This is a genomic window from Leptospira sanjuanensis, assembly GCF_022267325.1.
Taxonomy (GTDB): domain Bacteria; phylum Spirochaetota; class Leptospiria; order Leptospirales; family Leptospiraceae; genus Leptospira; species Leptospira sanjuanensis.
Window position 1 is genome coordinate 842,010 of record NZ_JAIZBG010000001.1, and the last position, 17,991, is coordinate 860,000.

A 17,991-nucleotide genomic window follows, 5' to 3' on the forward strand; every position below is an offset into this window, starting at 1 on the left:
AATCACGAAGCGTCGAACGAGTCAAGATCGCTCGAGGTTAAACCTTGGAAAAGACGGTTAAGAAGTTGTTAAGTCGGTTAGAGAACTTCGACGGATAAAAAAGTGATGTCGTCTTGTGCTTGTTGTCCCGAAAGAAAGGATTGAACGTCCGAAAATACGGACTTTACCATTTCCGGAACGGGTTTGGTGGATTCCTTAAGGATCGATTCGAGCAGTCGGTCCTCGCCGAATTCCTCTTCGAAGGAGTTGAACTCCTCCACGATTCCGTCCGAAAAGAAAAACAACTTATCGCCTTGGGAGATTTCCAAAAATTGAGAATGATATTTGACCTTGTCCGAAATTCCGATGATCGGTCCGCTTTTCGATAAACGAGTAATCGTGGAACCGGAAAGAAAAAATTGATCCGGATGTCCCGCGGCCGAATAGGAAAGGGTTCCTTCCCCCGTGTCGACGTCCGCGATGAGGCAACTGAAAAAAGATTTGATCGCGCTGTATTTCGCGATGATCTCCTTGTTGAGTTCGGAAACGACTTCTCCCGGAGGAAGATCAAGATACTTTAAACTTTCGTATTCCGATTTTATCAACATGGTGACTAACGCCGCCTGCACTCCGTGCCCGGTCGCATCCGCCAGAAAGATTCTCACCTTGCCGGGAGAAATTTCCGCATAGTCGTAGATGTCGCCTCCGACCTCGTTCATCGGAATGTATTTCGTGAGGATATAGATTCCGCCTAACGTGACTTCGGGTTTCGGAAGAATCCGATCCTGAATTTTTTGCGCGTAGAGAAGGTCCTTTTGAATCAAGCTGATGGTGTTATTTAGTTCGGAAGTTCTTTCTATGACTTTCTCTTCGAGTTCTGCGTAGAGATTCGCATTTTCGATCGAAATCGCCGCCTGTCCCGCGATGAGTTCTAGGGTTTGAATCCTGTTCGGCGTGAACACTCCCTTGACCAATTGGTTTTCGAGATAAAGAACTCCTTTGAGGCTTCCCGCGTGAACGAGAGGAATACAGATCACGGATTGCGGACGTTTTTCTTTGATGTACTGATCCGTAAAATCCTTGATCGAGGAAGAATCGAATCCGCTCGTAGAGATCATTTTTCCCGTTCTAAATACGTAATTCAGATAGGAAACCGGATATTGCGTTTCGTCCAGCTCGGGAAGATTTTCGACCACGATTCCCGTTTCCCCGCTTTGACCCGCGAGAAAGACCATTAGGTTTTTATTATGTAAGTGAAAATAAATAGCACGCGTCGCGCCCGCGGTTTCCATCGCGATCTGAATGAGTTTTTTGAGGAGGTTATCGAGTAAAATTTCTCCGGAGAGAAGATTATAGGTTTTTAATATGATTTCTTGATCCAAATCGGGTGCGTTGTTTTGGACTTTTCTTCCCATCGCTTCGGGCGAAAGAGAAAGATTCAAACGGTTTGCGAAACGATTTTCCAGTTCCTCCGTTTTTACGGACGCCCCCCATCTCGAGTAGAAATCGATCGCTTGTTGGATATAATGGTTCCCGAGGGAGAAGTTTCCGATTTTATAATGAAACTTTGCCGCGATTTCGCAGGAAAGAGCCTGAAAGGAAACGAAACCGGATTCCTGAAAGAGTTTGATCGCCTTTTCGTAACCCGCGATCGTTTCCGCGACTTTGCCTTTGATTCTTTCCTCTTCCGCGCGTAAAAGTTCGAGAAGTCCCATGAAGTTTTCGGGACAATCCTTGCTCCATTTTTCGAAATGGGCCTTCGCTAATTTTAGTTTTTTTGAATATTTGATCCGATCTCCGAAGGAGAATTCGTGAAAATTGGCGAGAATCGTTAACCCGTAAAAAAACCAAAACTCCGCGAAAGGAATCAATCCGAACGCGTTTTGAATGAGTTTTTCGCCTTCCAGTCCGGCGGCGAGTGCCTTGTCGAATCGTCCCGCAAAGTAATGGAGTTTTGTAAGATCGTGATAGTAATACGAGAGCGCGGTATAATTTTTATCTGCCGCGATTCTTTTTTCGAACTCTTCGCTTTGAAACTCGGAGTCGTTTAACGAATCGGGAGAAGAGGTTTTGCCCGCGAGCGCCTTGATCAATTGGTGAGAACTTTTCGCGATCGTAAATGCGAAGTCGTCCCGAGTCGCGGTGAAATATCTTCCCGCGTTTTCCACGTCGGCAAGAAGTTCTTCGATCGGGGAAGAAGCGAAGATCTTTTTCTGCATCTTTGCCTGGATGCTGAAGCCCGCGTAAAAGATATCCCCGTTCTGGAGGGCTCCGTTGTGAACGTCGTCTAACAATCCTATGTCGAGCGTGATATGCCGCTTCCAGTGACAGAGATACGCGGAATACACGTATTGAACCTTCCACTTTACGAGATCGAACGGAATTTTTTCGTTCAATTCCATGGAAAGCCTCGAATAACGGATCGCCTGGTTTAAATCCTTGAGCGCCTGGTTGACGATCATTCCGTAGCCGCTGTAAGCGATCGGGCTGCTTCTGGAAACTCCCTTGGTCAAAGACGTATTAAACATCTTTAATACGATGAGCGCGAATAAATTCTGATTGTACGTAAACGCGGAAGGGCCGAGATCCGCGAATAGATCCATCAACGCCTGGTATTCAGGTTCCGAGTTTTCCTTTGTGTGAACCAATTCGGAATCCGATTTTCCTTTGGACAAAATCAGAGAAAGGAAAAGTTCCTTGAACAAAGTCAACGTCACCTTTAGCGGAGAAGAGGGGATGTTGATCTTGAACCGTTTCATCGCGCGTAAACCGGCGAGAACCGCATTCTCCACCTTGTTCATTTTGGAATAAAGCCGGACTTGGATCGCGTCCGCCCGAATGTATTGTAGATCCGGAAGATGCAAGGTTTCCAGGGATTCCAAGAGCTGCATCGTTCGTTCGTAATTGTTCAGAAGATATTCGGTTTCGGCCGTTTCCAAAATCACGTTCGAATACAGTTCCAAATCCTTGATGAGAGCTTCTCCGTCCAAGGAATTCAAGGCGAAGTTGAGGTATTGCAGGGAACTTTCATACGAACCGGAACTCTTCGCTTGAAGCCCCGCCTTATAGTTCAGAATCGTAAGATTTTTTTTAAGATCGTTTTCTTCGATCGTATCCACTGCTTGGTTCAAGTGATTGGTGATCTGAAAGAGCGTGCGGTTTTTCGGGTTCGGACCGTGCAGCGTTAAAAGGGCGATCCCCACCTTCTTATGGAAATCCTTCCGTTTCCAATCCTCCAATAAACTGTAGGCCGCCTGTTGCACCCGGTCGTGCGAAAATCCGAAGGCTTGTTCGGACGAAACGTTTTCCTCAAACAAGGAATGATCCTGATTGTGCGAAGGCGTCAAAAGACCTTCTCGAACCGCTTCCCAAAGGATTTGATTGAGTTTGGAAGTATCAAAAAAACGTAATTTACTAATAAATCCCGAAGTGAATCTTTCTCCGAGACAGGAGCAGACTCCGAGAAGTTCCTGAACGCCCGGTGAGAGTTCTCGGATTCTTTGGCAAAGAAGGTCGATCACGTTATCCGCAACCGGAAGACGGGAAACTTTTTCCAAATCCCATTTCCAGAGTTTGGATTCGAATTCGTAGGCGATGGAGTTCGTTTTTTCGGCTGCCCGCAGAAGTTGGACGATCGCGAACGGATTTCCCAAGGTCTTTTTATGAAGCGTGGATGCGACGGACCGAATCTGTTCCTCCGGTCCGGGCGCTAAATCCTGTAGGAGACGATGGATGCTGTCCCCGTCCAAAGGATCGATCGTAATCTGATTTTTGGAAATCTTGTTGCTTTCGATCGACTCCAAGACCTTCGAGAACGGACTGGAAGCTTCGATCGCTTCGGGACGAAACGCAAGAATACATAAGAAATTCTTAATTTTCGAATAGATCAAAAACGTTTCGATCAGTTTTAGACTCGCGGGATCAGCCCACTGCAAATCGTCCATATAAAGAACGAGAGGGCGGCTGAGTTCGGAGATCGCCCGGATGAAGTTGCGTAACGTAAAGTAGAATCGGTTTCGATTTTCATCCGGAGGAAGTTCCGCGAGTTCGGGCTGAGGTCCGATGATGAATTCCAATTCGGGAATTTGATTCAGAAGAATTCTTCCGTTCGCGCCCGTGTATTGCTGGATCAGCCGTTTGAATTCGCGGATTTCCTTTTCCGGTTTGGAAAGAAAGATCGAAACCAAATCCCGCAAGGAATGGATCAAACCGCCGAAAGCGACCGAGGTTTCGTATTGGTCGAATTTGCCCTGAACGACGATTCCGCCCCGTTCGGAAATACTTTTCAAAAAAGAACGGGCGAGCGCCGATTTTCCGGAACCCGATTCTCCCGTGATAAAAACGAGTCCGGTTTCACCGCGGAAAACCCTATCCAATGACGATTCCAAAACCGCCTTTTCCCGATCGCGTCCGTACAATGAAGAGGAATCGAACGTCAATTCAGGAACGTCCCTCGAACCGGGAACGAACGTCGAATCGTTGCGCGCGTTTCGAAGCTCCCGTTGACAAAGTTCCAAATCGTAGATCAACCCGTTAATGGACGCATAACGTTGTTCGGGATCTTTTTCGAGAAGTTTCGCGATGACGGACGAAACTGACTGCGGCAATTCTTCCCGAATCGTGTGAACGGGTGCGGGTCTTCTCGCGAGATGCGCGTGTAGAATTTCGTTTCGATCCTTGGAGGAAAAAGGCAAGGTTCCCGTGATCATCTGATAAAAGATGATTCCCAAGGAATAAAAGTCGGTGCGCAGATCGAGCACTCGCGAAAGTCTTCCGGTCAATTCGGGCGGAATATAGGAAAGAATTTCCGCGGACAAGTCGGGCGTGATCGAAGGAGAAGTGTCCTTTCCCGAAAACGTAGCCGATGAAAAGTCCGTGATTCTCGCGACTCCGGTTTCGGGTTGAATCCATATATTTCCGGGCCGTAGCGCTTGATGAAGAATTCTCTTTTCGTGAATCTCTTTCAGTGCGAGAGAAATACTCATGGCAATCTCAAAGAATTTCTCAACAGAATTAACACCATTTGGAAACATTCTGGAGAGAGGAACGGACCCGCAGTCTTCAATGACGAGTATGGGAACGTCTTCGTGACGGATCAGTTCGAGGGAATTTTGAATGCGCGGTCCTTTCGCAAAACTTGAAATTCTAAAGTCGTGGTGGATCTTCTGAATCTCTTTGCGCGTGGGATTTTTTTGACGCAGGATTTTGAGAAGAACGTGCTTCCCCGATCTTTGATCCAGAGATCTGTATATCAGAAACTGATGATCTATGGAGAAGGATTCGAAGGTTTCAAAGCCGGGAAGTTCCATCTAGGAAGAACTGTGATATTCTCCCTAGGATTAAAATCAAAAAGAAAAAAATTTCGTTTTTGAAATTAAAGGAAACAACTTGCGGCTTCGATCCCGCTCACAACGGTGCTTTCCACACAACCTGCGTTTAACACCGAATTCTGAATCCAGTCTCCGGTGATTACGAGATTGGAATATCCGTTATCACCCGCGGGAAGTCTGTATTTCGTAGAACCTTTCACCGATAAGACATATCTTTCCGTTGGTTGAATGTTTAATCGGACATATTGCGAGTCGATTCTTTTCGCGCCGAGGGTCTTGTCCTGATCGATCAGCAAATTCCAATTAAAGCCGCTCGTCTTTCCCGTCGGAGTGGAAGCCGGCCAAAGGCCGCGCGCGTCCTGATCGAGAAACTTTACGATTCTTGCTTTCAACTTTTCCATCTCGGCCGGGATGTCCGGATTCGCTAAAGGATTTTTAGGCGCGATCCCGGACGGAGAAGGCCCGCAGAAATACGCGATCTGATTCGGAAACATATCGTCGGGCCAGGATTCCCGATTGATGAGATGGCTCATGTCGCACCAAGTGTCGAACGGTTCGACGTACGATCCGAGTATCGGAGGTTCGTTCTTCCAATACTTCCAACCGAGTCCGGCCGTATCGGGGAACATCCAGAGTTGAAACGCGTCCGTCAAACAAGTTGTGATCGTTTCGGTCATCTGTTTCCACTGCGAGTTCTCTTCGAGAATCTGCGGACATACGAAGGGAATCGCTCCGATGGAAATTCCGAACACGAGACGATCGAAATCCTTTCCGTATTCGAGAACGATCTCCTCTCGATCCTTCCAATCGGACCAATAGTTTTCCAGATCCACATTCTCTTTTTTTAATATTTCTCCTTCCACGATCTGATCGTAGAGGGGTTCGCTCGGCCAACAACCCAATCCTTTGACGTCGATCAAGGGAGAATATTCGTCATTCTTTAAGTTCACCTGCTTTCCGACGCGTACCGATTGAATGCAGGCCTTGCCGTTTGCCGTTCCCGGAATCAGTTCCCTCACACGATGAAAGAATTTGATATGGACCCCTCTTCGTTTCAGGATCTCATACATAGGAGTAAGAATGGTGTCTCCCATTCCCGCCTGCATTCTATACGCGACAGCGCCTTTGTAAGTGAACACCATACGAAGCGCGCCTTTGAGAGCCGTTCCCGCGGCGAACGTATATTGATCGACTCCCCCGAATACGAGTCCGTAGATCGCTTGAACGATCGCGGAGTTGATCGTGATCTCGCTTGCTCCGTGATGTCTTAACCATTCCCTGTAGTCGTAGTCGTCAATGCTTTCAAAACCTTTTTCAAAAACCTTATCGACGATCATCCCTTTGATGTTGGTAAGACTGAAATCCATCAGAATCCAGAAACGTCTCGCTTCCGTGTTCGATTCGATTTTTTTCTCGATTCTTTGCCAAAGCGTTTTCGCAAAAAGATCCAGGATGCGGAGAAAACGATCGTGAGGGAAATCGTTGCTGAGTTTATCCAAAAGGTTTTTTAGAACGAGAATGGTTTTTCCGATCAGATCGAGACCTACGTCTTCGATCGTATCTTCGATCCATTCGAGTATTTGTTTCCAGATGCTTTGATCCTCCGAATGTTCGTTATCGGGGAATATGTATTGCTGATTGTTTTTGTAGTATTGATTCACGTAATCGAGAATGAGGGAAGGATACGTTTTCGGATCGGGAAGTTCGACCGATTCTCCGGGGATCTGATCGTTCATCGGAAAGGAAATCGGCCAAGGCTGATACGACCCGTTTACGTTTTCCTCCAGTACGAAATAGTTCGCGGGTTTGAAGGCTTCCTCCCAAGTCGCCAACGGCTGCGTGAGAGTTCTCCCTAATTCGTTGTAACATTTCTGGATGAGCTGAAAAGCGTGATCGTAAAACCCGAACCAAATATGAAGCCCGTGTTCTTCGATACGATTGTAAACGGATTGATTTCTGCCGCTCGCGCATTTTCCGCCGAGTCTCCAGCCCAACTGATACACGGTAATGTCGTATTTCTTTTCCCAACCCGGCTTGGAAGTGATTTCGTAAGCCGTGACGAGCGAACTGAGTCCTCCTCCTAAAATTACAATATTTTCCTTCTTATCCGCCATAAAACTACCCGCAATCTCCGTTATCTAACTTATTCAGTAAAATCGTATATTCTAAACTGTTTATGTGTTTTGGTGAATGATTTTTCCCGGAGAAAAATCGAAATCGAAATCGCACCAGATTCCGAACTGAACCGGAACCGAAGTCCCTTTTAAACCGAAGTCGGAGATAAAAGGAAAATACGGATTGTCCAAAAGATCGAGGACGTAGTTCCCTTCCAACAATCCGCCTTTGCGGAAATGGGTTACGTTGCTGTTTGCTTCCACGATCGCCTGATAACAAGCCTTGGTCGGATCGGCCGCATCCCGGAATTGTTTTAGAAAAACCATTCCCAGTTCGGGAGAAAATAAAAAGTCCAGAAGGTTGATCACGAGTCCCATTCCAGGAATCGTGATCTTGGAAGGATCTCCGAAAAGAATCTCCGCAAACTTGCTTCCTATCTTGGAGAACTCATCGTACGATTCTTTCGTTTGCGAACCTCCGGGAGGACAAGTCAACGTGAACATTCTTTGCGAAATCGCCTGACGGTCCTTTCCTCTCGGAGTGACCGCGTCCACGGAAAAATATTCGGGAGGAACCTGAAGAGAAGGCATTTGAAAATCGCCTTGAATTTTGTGAAAGCCGTAGATCTCTCTTCCCGTCGCCATCGCCGTCGGAATGTCAACGAAAAGATACGGTTGATAAAAGCGGATTCGGAGCGGATCTTTTGCGAACAACGGAATCCAGAAGCCTACGTCGGTTTCTTCCACCCATCCGCAATCGTTCCCGGGAACGAGATATTGTTGTTTGGCGAAGACTAAAAATAATTTATCGGTGAACGCCGAATAGTGGGCCGTTCCGTTTGCGGGTCCGTTCAGATCCCGGTCGACGATCGATTGAATCGCATTCCGATTTCCTTCTATGCAAAAAGAATAAAATTCCACCTGTTTCATCTGATAGGGTGGAGGGAGTTCCTGTTCGCCGCCGCGAACAACGTAATTTGCCATGCACGCTCCTGTTACAATCGGGGTTCAAGGTTTCTTAGAATTGTAAAATATTGTAAATAATAAAATTACTAAATGCGTATGTTTCTTTCGCTTCTGGGATCAGGGAGGCGATTTAAAAAACGGAAAAAAGGAAGGTATGTTTTTGAATTTTGCGGTTTGATTTCGTCGTGTGGGATTGTGAACGATTGTTTTTGTTTCGGAATCCGCGAGAATTTTAGCGCGGGATAACCTAACGTGTCTCAGGTGAAATCGGTTTTCGGCCCGTCAATTTATGCCAGAGTTCGATTTCTTCCCGCTTCTTTTTGCGAAAACGGGCAAATCGCTCTTCTGAATCCCGGTTCCAGATTAGAATTTCATGATTTTCACAAGCGATGACGGATTGCGGCTCTCCGAATTCTTTCCTTAGATTTGCCGAATCCAATCCCGGTAAAACGGCAAAGTTGTATTCTTGCGCGGGAATTTTTAGAAACCAACTCCAGGAATTCTGCCAATATTCCGGATGCAGATCCCGTAAATAATTATCGGCTCTGATTTCCTTTTTCGAGAAAATTCGAATTCTTCTGGAAGTCCAGAAATCGGAAATCCCTCGTTTTAAGGAAAAACGTTCTTGGTTCGCATCCAAACAATCGACCAAAGAATCTTGGTAGGGTTTCGGAACCGAGTTCGTCCGAGCTAAAGCAAAAAAAACCAGACAGAAGATCAAAGTATACAGAAATCTGAATATTCCTTTATTATAATTTATTGGTGATTCGGAGAGGAATGCGATCAGGATCGGAAACCACACGAACAAAAGAGGAAGGAAATACCGTAACGGAACACCGTCTTTCTGAAAGATTCCGGAAAGGTTCCCGGAAATAAAGATTCCGATCGTGGATACGATCGTACTTATAATCAGAAAGAGAAGAATTCGCTTCGTGTTGCGTCGTTTCAGTTCGTTTACTGAAGAATCAGTTTGAGGATTTCCGGTATTCTTTGTGGGATCAAGCGGACTCGGATTTGTCTCGTTTCGTTTCCGAAACATTCTCCAGAGAAAAAGCAAGGGGAGTATGCCGATCCAGAAATAAAATGAAATCGGATTCGTTTCGAGCTGGTGCGAGATCGTGGCTGTGACGGGCTCCCAAACATTCCGGGAGGGAGTTCCCGTGTAATAACCGGTCGGAATAAACACGAAGTCCGATTTCGTTAAGGCCCGATAACTAAACCAACCGATTCCGGTGAAAAAAATGATAAACGACAAGCGCGAAACGGTTTCCGGATTTTGTTTCGTTTTCCATTCCCACGCTGCGAGTAAGATGCAGGGAAAAGAAAAATAAAACACGAATAAAGGGTCGGATGCGATCAGAAGAATTTGCAATGTTCCAAAAAATATCCACTTCAGAACGAGTTTCCGTTCTTCCCGCAAAAGAGGACTTTTCGGGAAAGGAAGATTCTTTCTCCAAAAACCGAAACAGATAAAAGTAAAGGAAAGAGCGTTCCCGTGCGAGGCAAAACCTAAAATCGGGAAAAAGAAAGCGTTGACGGAAAAGAGAATTAAAAAAGAAGAATATGCTAAAACGATAATTCTTCTTGTTTTTATCCGTTCGACCGAGGATTCGTTTTCGGAATCGAAAACGAACAAAAGCGCGAATAATAAGAACAAGGCTTGTCCTAAAAACGCAAGGTAAACGCTGGCGATTCCGTCGTTCACGAACGTTCGAATCAAAAACGCAAACGCCACGTCCGGAAAGAAATACGGAGAAGGGGTCAGGCTCCAACCGCGCGGAGAGTTTTCGTCCTCCATCAAATCCTGTTGCAAGACCATCGGATACAACGTATCCGCGTTGAATGCAAGAGATCGGATTTCCGGGTTGTCGTTCAGCGAAACCGTAAAAACGAAAAAAGAAAATAGCAAAAGTACCGTTTCTTTTACGTAATTCTTCATAACGCGAAGTTCGGTTTAGAGTGAATCGACGATCGGCGGAGTGTAAAGTGTTTTTTTAAGATTCAACTCCGAAGCGGGTTTGCGGCCCGCTTCGGTATATTCGAATTTTATTGTGCAGTAGGATTGGAAGTAGTTGTCGTAGTCGGTTTCGTTTGGTTTCCCGGAGTCGTTGCGGTAGGCGCCGGAGTTACGGCCGGTTCCTTGTCTACGACGGTGATTCCGTTTTTCTTATCCACGGTTCCGCCTTCCACCATAACTTGCAGAGATCGCAATCCCGGTTTGTTGCTCGCCAGCCATTTTTGAAAATTGGAAATTTTCTGAACGCAATAATGAAATCCCCTGTCCGTCGAAATCTCGGAACCGGGCGACCAAGGAAACAAATCTCTGCGAACCGAGATGGTTCTAACCACAAGGGAGTTGTCGTTGACCGGAAGATTCAAAAGGGAATTCTTAAATTCCTGCGGATATGCGAAGTATTCTTCCGCGTTGCTGAAATAAATGATTCCGACTTTGTGTCCGACTTTCTTCAGCGTGTTTCCGATTCCGGTTAACGTGGTATTTCCGAGAAGGTTTCCGCGAACCGGGAGAATTCTCCCCTCGACGGCGAGTTTGCGGATGTAAGCGTACTGTTCGTCGTCGGTTTGAAACATCTTGTAATCGTATTTTTTGGAAAGCATCAAGTTGGTTCTATGACGTTTGCGGATAAACGGAGAAGCTTGTTTGTAAACCTTCTTGTACACTTCTGGATCGGGTAAGGAAGTCTGAATCAATTCAAGCGCTTCCTTTTCTCCTTCCTTTCCCCAAAGACGGATAAAGTCCTCTTTCTTTTCTCCCTTTTTCAAAAAGAGAATCGTGATCGTATTCGCGTGAACTACGATCTGCGTAAAGTCCATGAGATAAATGAAATCCGATTTCGCCCAAGCCGCGATCGTAAGATTCTGTTCCGATCCGACTCCGATATACGCGTTACCCACGTTTTGAACGTGAGGAATCAGAAGATCCAGACGGTCTTCGTTGGAAACGGTCGTATCGCCTACGTCCCATTTGGTGGGAACTAGGGTTTCTTGCGGGGTTTCTTTGAGAATTTCAAGTTTGGAAACGAGATCCTGTTCGCTCAAAGCGGAACGGTTTTGGGTTTCCTTGATCTTTTCCGAACCGGAGCAAAAGGAAAAGCCGAGAACGAAGAACGTAAGCATAAGAACCCGTCCCAAAGAGTTCTTAGTTAAATCGTATATTGGGAAACGTAATGTTTGGGACGGAACCTTGCGGCTTTCGCTTTTTTCGAAATTATAAATTCTAATTTTGGAACAAGCCGTAGAATAAATTCTTAATTTAGAAATATTGAACATGTTATTTGTTTGCATCCTTTGCGCAGCGGAATCCGAAGTGATGGTATTCCGGAAAATTTTCGGGGATATGAGATCTTCTTTTGGAACCTCTTGCGTAACTTGCGGGCCACCACCAAGAACCGCTTTTTAAAACCTTTTTCGTATGACCGGGGCAGACTTCTTTTCCGTCGCACGGTCCTTTCGGATCCTTTCCGCGGCAGGCTTCTCCACACGCTTTGAAGGAGGGAGAATACCAATCTTGAGTCCATTCCCAGGAATTTCCGGCCATGTCATAAAGTCCGTACACTCCGGGCGCTCTCGTTCCCACGTTGGCGGTCGGCATGAGATGCGGCTTGTCCGTTTTTTTAGCGACACAACCTTTTACGTCGCCGACTTCTATGATCGCTCGTTCGCAGGTCGCGGGTTCGTTTCCCCAAGGATATAAATTTCCGTTGGTTCCTCTCGCCGCTTTTTCCCATTCCGCTTCGGTAGGAAGACGTTTGCCCGCCCATTCGCAGAATTCCTTTGCGGTGTACCAGCTGATTCCCGCGGCCGGTTGTTTGGGACCTAAATACGGTTTACCATAACGCGGACCGATATAATTGCATTTACCGGTCTTTAAACATTCCTGGCATTTACCCGCATTCTTACACTTGTCGAATTCTTCGTTCGTGACTTCGTACGTGTCCATATAGAAGTCGCTGACATACACTTTCTCTTCCGGCCTTTCGTCCGCGTCGTGCGTGTTGCTTCCGCGGATGAATTCTCCCGCAGGAATACATTTCATACCCGCGATTTCCTTGCCTCCGCAAGCGGAAGAATCCGCGAGAAGTTTACACATACATCCGATGCAGATGACCGAAAACGCGGCGGTCAAAAGAAGAATGTTCCGAAGTTTCGATTTCATTGAAGGATAGACTGAAAAAGGAAACGGACAAATCAACATAAAAATCTCTGGATTCTTAAAGCGACCCGAGCAAAGTAGCTCCAGTCGTCGAATCGAATGAAAACGCGTTTTATCTATACGCTCCGAGCCGTCTCGATCGCCTTTCTCGGCGTGTTCGTATCGATTTCCTGTTCCGGTTTTTTTCGAAAGAAGATTCCGAATTCTCCCCTAAACGATCCAAGAAAGATGCTTCTCGTTCGGATCGAACCCGGACGTCTGGGAGAGTTTCGGGAAAAAACCAAAGGAAGATATTCCATCAGTTATCAGGAATCGGATTCCTATTATTCCGTGATGAGTAAAGAGGACGTGGATCGGGCCGGATTTTCATCGCCTGGAATCGCCGTGGTCAAACAATACTTTCCGTTTAAATATTACTCGGGGAACTATCAGGATCTGATCAACGAACGGTTCAACGGACTGGACGATTTAAAGAAAGGATATAAGGATAATATATTAAATATTCATTATCTACTCGGGATTGCGAACCGTTATTCCAAACTGGCGCGCGTGCAGGTGATCGGAAAAACCGCGAGAGGAAGGGAGATTCCCGCGCTGATTTTGACGAACACGAACGTTCCCGATAAGGAAAAGATCTCGGTTCTTTTCAACTGTGCGCATCACGCCAACGAGGTCATATCGATCGAACACTGCTACGATATCGTGTATTCCGTTCTTTCCAAACCGAAGGAATATGATGAAATTCTAAATAAGTTGAAGATCTGGGTCGTTCCGATCGTCAACCCGGACGGAGCCAGACATTTCTGGCACGTTTCCAATCTGATGGGAAGAAAGAACGGTTATCCCGGAGTCGGACCGGTAAACGACAAACTCAATCCTGGCGTGGACATCAATCGGAACTATCCGTTCTTCTGGGGAAAAACGGGAGGAGGTTATTCCTCTCCGAATCCTTCCAATTATTTTTACAGGGGACCGTCGCCCGGCTCGGAGCCCGAAACGAAGGCGATGATGGAACTCGCCAATAAGGAACGTTTTGCGGCTTCCATCAGCTATCATGCGTATGCGAATTGTCTGTTGGTTCCGTATTCCATCGATTCGTTGAATAACCCCGAACCGGATATGGCGGGAGAATTGGGAAAAAAAATCGCAGCTTCGGTTGCGAGTCTCAATCCGGAAAAGGAATTCGAAGCGAGAAAGAACATCTATCCGATCGACGGAGTGGATCAGGATTATTTCTATTTCGCGCACGGAACTCTCGCGTATCTTCTCGAAACCACGCATCTCAATCCGGTTTATAAGGAAGTGGAGAAGGTCAATCTTTCCCTGCGAGAATCCTGGAACATTTTGTTAAACGAAGTCCTCGAAGGAAGAAAGATCTTTTTGAAGGTCACGGACGAATTCGGCATTCCTCTCGAAGCGAAGGTGGAAATAGATCGAGTGAAATATTTTCAGGAAGAAGTCCGCGTCTCCAATCCGAACAACGGATTCTTCTTTCAGTTGTTTCCCGATCGGAAAGAAACCAAAATCAAAGTCTCAAAAGAAGGCTATGAATCCGTGGAAATCCGTTCCCGTCCGAATCGGAATTGGGAGCCGCTTAAAATCGTATTGAAGAAGAGCAAAGCCTGATGTTCAATCTGAAACAATTCGGAAACGAAGCGTATCTGATTCTATGCACTTTGATCTGGGGCGGAACGTTTACGATGACGATCTTCGGGCTCAGGGACACTTCGCCTTCGATCTTCTTAGGTTTGCGTTTCGGGATTGCGAGTTTGATTTTTTTTCCGTTCGCTTGGAAAGAATTTAAAAACGGAAGAATTTGGTATCCCGGGGCGTTTCTTCTCGGAATGTTTTTGTATCTCGGATTCGCATGTGAGACGGTCGGATTAAAAACGACCACCGCAACTAAGTCCTCTTTTTTAATCGGAACGTTAGTCGTCATTACTCCGTTTTTGGAGGCGGTCTTCAAACGAAGAATGCCCGCAAAGGGAAATCTTTTGGGAGCGCTGGTCGTTTTTATCGGAATCAGTCTGATTTTTTTGGGAGAAGTCGGACGGGAAGGTTCGTTGCAGATCGCGAGCGGCGATTGGATCACGCTCGGCGGAGCGCTTTTCTTTTCGCTTTACATCATTCAGATGGACCGGATGGGTTCCGATATTCCGATTCGAGTTTCGGTTTTTTATCAATCGTTTGTGGCCGGTTTTTTCGCTCTCTTATCCGTGGTAGTTTTAGACGTGAGCGGAATCGAAGAAGCGAAATTGAATCCGAGTATGAGATTGATCCCGGGAGTCCTTTACAACGCGTTATTGGCTTCGGTTCTCACGACGTTTCTGCAAACCAAATATCAGCATCGCGTGTCGCCTACGAGGGTCGGAATCATCTTTTCTCTCGAACCCGTTTTTTCTTCGATCATCGCCTATTTATTGTTAGGTGAAACTTCCGGACCGATCCGGGTGATCGGTTGTGCGATCGTATTTTGCGGTTTGATTCTGGCCGAATCGATCGGCAAGGATCGAGAATAGTCGTTCGATTTTCCGTCATTCTTTCTTGTGGATCTTTTTTATAAACCGCCATCCAATCGAACGATAGAAGAACCCTTTCGTTTGCCACAGGCCCGACAACTTGTATTCTGCAAATGCAAGTTGTTTTCCTCAATCGTTTGTCGGAACAATTAAGAATTTACGCTTGTCATAAGAATAGATCTCTTTCTCGACCGGATTCACGGTTTTGTTCGACACGAATCCGCATCGAAACGGTTCAATTGGACCGGAGATAAATCTCCGACAGCCATTTCGTGTTACGGCATTCGTATGACCGGTCCGAATATCCGCAGGACATAGAACTGATTCTTTCGGACGGAAACAGCGTCTATGTCGGAGTAGCAAAATTGTTAAGCGACGGTAAATGTAAATTGTCTACCAATCATCTTTCCGTATTTTAGGAAGCGCAGGAACGCGAAAAAACATATGAAAAAGTGCAACGTCATTAAAACTCGAACCGTGCGTGCGCGTTTGTTAACGATCGCCGTATTTCTTCTTCAGCTTTGAGGAATTCCCGGATAATTTGCTCTTCTTAAAAACTGCACGAAGGATTCTGCGAACTTTTTCGCGAAATCGGCTCTCGTGTTTTCGGTATTGCGTAGATTGGGACCGGGAGTTTCCATTTGAAACGAGTCGATTCTCCCGCCGCTACCCGAACCGTAAGTGGCCGTGTTATAACCGCCCGTAAAATAATGATTGGTGCCGGTCGTCGCAAAATTCCGCAGCTGACGATTGGGAAACGAAGGAAAACCTTTTTCCTCCAACAGCGTTCCCACCGCGTCGTTTCCGAGAATGGCTTCCTTCAACGTCATATTTCCGTTTTCAACTAACGCACGTAAGCTGGAGGACCGATGAAGATTGTTCGTAGCCCAGTTATTTTCATTCGATTCCAGTTCGGCCTCCGTCAGATCCAGGCCGATTTGAACGATGTTCTCGTCTTGCGCGTGACCGTGAATGTCCACAAGAATTCCTCTCGTAAATTTTCCGGCGATATGGGTTCGAGTAAGATTGATAAAACGATGAAAGTCCGTATAGGCTCGAAGATTCGTTTGAAAGTCCGGATCGTTTTCGTCGTCCACGGCTTGATTCGTGGAACGATTCATATCGATCTTGGAACGATCCAAGTGATTGAGAATCAAATGCGGTCTTTTTCCGAGAAATTTCTGAAGTTCGTCGCGGATCTTGATCGCCAAGTCCGCTGTATTCGAATCATTTCCCAGAGTTCCCGTGGTTCGCGTTTTCATTTCCGCGGGTAAAAGCGAACCTCCATGCGGAGCCGTAATGATGATCGGCAATTCTCCGACTTGGATTTCGGACCAATCGTTGGCCGCCTTTACCGTGTTACATCCGATTTCGGGAATACAATTCGGATTTCCCGCCGTTGCAACGGCTTCGGCAATCGCGGAAGAAGCCAAAAGAAGATTCAGGTCCATGTGCGATTTTTCGTGTTTGTGACACGAGTAAACGAAAATGAAAGGCATCGCCGTGCTCATGACGATTTTGATAAGAGAATTCCGTTTTTTGAATGTAGTCTTTGCGTTTTTATCTAATGTCTTCAATGTGTCCTCGTTGAAACTGGCCGTAAAAACGAGATTTTCGCCGGTATTCCGATTAACGGATTTTAAACCGAAGTAGTTTCGCGGTTCGTTTTCCTTTGGATAATATAATGAAAATTTTTCGTTTATGCCGCTCGGGGCTTATTTTGAGTTTTTCGATTCGGGTTTATGAGTAAGCGGCGCTCGGAGCCGATATAACGTTAACCGTCATTGAAGTTCATATTTTCTTGTTATGCGAAAATTTTAATCGAATTCATTTTAATATATTCAAATTTTTGAATAAACGTTTTGTTTTGAAATTAAAATTGAGCGTATTCACTCGAAAGGTTATGGCGGCTACGACAAACGGTATAGAGGCGAGCGCTTGTACTGGAGTTTTTTTGGGATTTTGCTTTCAGTTCGGGGAAAAGTGCGGGAACTCCCGCACGTTTTGATGTTCAGACCGGAGGATTCCCTTTGGATTCGGGCTTTTTTCCTGTAAGGAGTGGGAATGTAGGAACTCATACAGTTTCCTTGTATACGACGAGGATCCTTAGTTTGTCGGTAAAACATGCAGGAACTCACACGGAATCGTCGGTGTATTTGACCCGGTTCTAAAAAATTCCAACGTATTTTCCCAAAAAATACGAAGAGGTATTCGTTGGAATGCCCGAGTAAATCCGGAGATCGGGAAGACGGAATCGACACATTCAATAAATATTATGCAGTACGGGTTGAAACAGAAAGTTTTTTGAAATCACTTTTGCAGAGCATTCCTATGCTCAAATTTTTGAGATATAACAATAGATCCAAATCGTTTTCTCATCCGTTTAACATCTAACGTTGAGAAATCGCTGAAACAAAAGTCCTTATGTGGAAAATATTTCATTTGGTTGATCGGAAAGATTAGGAACTTGTTTCAAAGCTCAAAGAAAATTTGCAGGAGTTCCCCAAATGCCGTCGCTCGACGATTCTTTCGATGTTTACGCGATTTCTTTTTATTGGGAACACCGAGTTTCTCCGTTTTCGTGAAACTCGGCATCTCGCTGGTGTTCGAAGATAGAAACGAATTCTGATTCTTGTAAGGATGATATAAGTGGCACTCACTCAAATTTTTGGTTTTATGTAGCTTTATCCTGCTCTCACATTCTTCAGAGTATAAGCTGAACCGTTTAACTTCAAATTCAAAGACTAAAAGATAAAACTGATATGTATAATATAGTATGCGTTTTCATTTTTTAGGCGAAAAAAAATATCAAAACAGGATGGAACCTTTACGCACAGTCAAACCGCAGAAATGCGTTTTTGAAATTTGTCATGGGCTTCCGCTTCAACCTTCTTTCTTTTTTAAATATTCGA

10 protein-coding genes and 1 pseudogene (1 of these 11 cut by a window edge) are annotated in these 17,991 nt (G+C 45.7%); 4 read left to right on the plus strand and 7 right to left on the minus strand.

What is annotated here, in order from left to right:
* Window positions 1-77 precede the first annotated feature (77 nt).
* The 6 genes from LFX25_RS03920 to LFX25_RS03945 form a co-directional block, all read right to left on the minus strand.
* The gene (locus LFX25_RS03920) at window positions 78-5,288 is read right to left on the minus strand and encodes a trifunctional serine/threonine-protein kinase/ATP-binding protein/SpoIIE family protein phosphatase (protein ID WP_238729026.1); all 5,211 of its coding nucleotides are present in this window, start codon (window positions 5,286-5,288) and stop codon (window positions 78-80) included.
* 65 nt (window positions 5,289-5,353) lie between these two features.
* On the minus strand, window positions 5,354-7,423 hold the full coding sequence (locus LFX25_RS03925; protein WP_238729027.1) for an NAD(P)-binding protein: 2,070 nt from the start codon (window positions 7,421-7,423) through the stop codon (window positions 5,354-5,356).
* Between the two features lie 60 nt (window positions 7,424-7,483).
* A complete protein-coding gene (locus LFX25_RS03930; RefSeq protein WP_238729030.1) occupies window positions 7,484-8,407 on the minus strand; it encodes an acetoacetate decarboxylase family protein in 924 nt (307 codons plus the stop codon).
* 229 nt (window positions 8,408-8,636) lie between these two features.
* The gene (locus tag LFX25_RS03935; RefSeq protein WP_238729033.1) at window positions 8,637-10,328 is read right to left on the minus strand and encodes a hypothetical protein; all 1,692 of its coding nucleotides are present in this window, start codon (window positions 10,326-10,328) and stop codon (window positions 8,637-8,639) included.
* A gap of 107 nt (window positions 10,329-10,435) precedes the next feature.
* Entirely contained in the window at window positions 10,436-11,524 is a 1,089-nt protein-coding gene (locus LFX25_RS03940) for an LIC_10091 family lipoprotein (RefSeq protein ID WP_240009032.1), read from the minus strand.
* Window positions 11,525-11,678: 154 nt separating this feature from the next.
* Window positions 11,679-12,563, minus strand: a complete 885-nt coding sequence (locus LFX25_RS03945; RefSeq protein WP_238729036.1) for a formylglycine-generating enzyme family protein — start codon at window positions 12,561-12,563, stop codon at window positions 11,679-11,681.
* Between the two features lie 96 nt (window positions 12,564-12,659).
* On the opposite strand from LFX25_RS03945, the gene LFX25_RS03950 reads away from it, so the two are divergent.
* From LFX25_RS03950 to LFX25_RS03960, 3 genes are all read left to right on the plus strand, one after another.
* Entirely contained in the window at window positions 12,660-14,186 is a 1,527-nt protein-coding gene (locus tag LFX25_RS03950) for a M14 family zinc carboxypeptidase (protein WP_238729038.1), read from the plus strand.
* Window positions 14,186-15,079 (plus strand): DMT family transporter, encoded by an 894-nt coding sequence (locus tag LFX25_RS03955; RefSeq protein ID WP_238729040.1) that lies wholly within the window; start codon window positions 14,186-14,188, stop codon window positions 15,077-15,079. Before LFX25_RS03950 ends, LFX25_RS03955 begins: the two co-directional genes overlap by 1 nt.
* A gap of 272 nt (window positions 15,080-15,351) precedes the next feature.
* Window positions 15,352-15,498: a hypothetical protein gene (locus LFX25_RS03960; RefSeq protein WP_238729041.1), complete on the plus strand. Its 147-nt coding sequence runs from the start codon at window positions 15,352-15,354 to the stop codon at window positions 15,496-15,498.
* Window positions 15,499-15,594: 96 nt separating this feature from the next.
* Here LFX25_RS03960 and LFX25_RS03965 read toward each other — a convergent pair whose 3' ends face one another.
* Window positions 15,595-16,656: a hypothetical protein gene (locus tag LFX25_RS03965; protein ID WP_238729043.1), complete on the minus strand. Its 1,062-nt coding sequence runs from the start codon at window positions 16,654-16,656 to the stop codon at window positions 15,595-15,597.
* A 1,293-nt stretch (window positions 16,657-17,949) separates the two neighbouring features.
* Between LFX25_RS03965 and LFX25_RS03970 the strand changes: the two are divergent.
* Window positions 17,950-17,991 (plus strand): annotated as a pseudogene (locus LFX25_RS03970) (Lcl C-terminal domain-containing protein); it runs 1,187 nt beyond the window's last position.

Coding starts and splice junctions, on each gene's coding strand:
- LFX25_RS03920 (WP_238729026.1), bottom strand. CDS start 5,288: ATGGAACTTCCCGGCTTTGAAACCTTCGAATCCTTCTCCATAGATCAT.
- LFX25_RS03925 (WP_238729027.1), bottom strand. CDS start 7,423: ATGGCGGATAAGAAGGAAAATATTGTAATTTTAGGAGGAGGACTCAGT.
- LFX25_RS03930 (WP_238729030.1), bottom strand. CDS start 8,407: ATGGCAAATTACGTTGTTCGCGGCGGCGAACAGGAACTCCCTCCACCC.
- LFX25_RS03935 (WP_238729033.1), bottom strand. CDS start 10,328: ATGAAGAATTACGTAAAAGAAACGGTACTTTTGCTATTTTCTTTTTTC.
- LFX25_RS03940 (WP_240009032.1), bottom strand. CDS start 11,524: ATGCTTACGTTCTTCGTTCTCGGCTTTTCCTTTTGCTCCGGTTCGGAA.
- LFX25_RS03945 (WP_238729036.1), bottom strand. CDS start 12,563: ATGAAATCGAAACTTCGGAACATTCTTCTTTTGACCGCCGCGTTTTCG.
- LFX25_RS03950 (WP_238729038.1), top strand. CDS start 12,660: ATGAAAACGCGTTTTATCTATACGCTCCGAGCCGTCTCGATCGCCTTT.
- LFX25_RS03955 (WP_238729040.1), top strand. CDS start 14,186: ATGTTCAATCTGAAACAATTCGGAAACGAAGCGTATCTGATTCTATGC.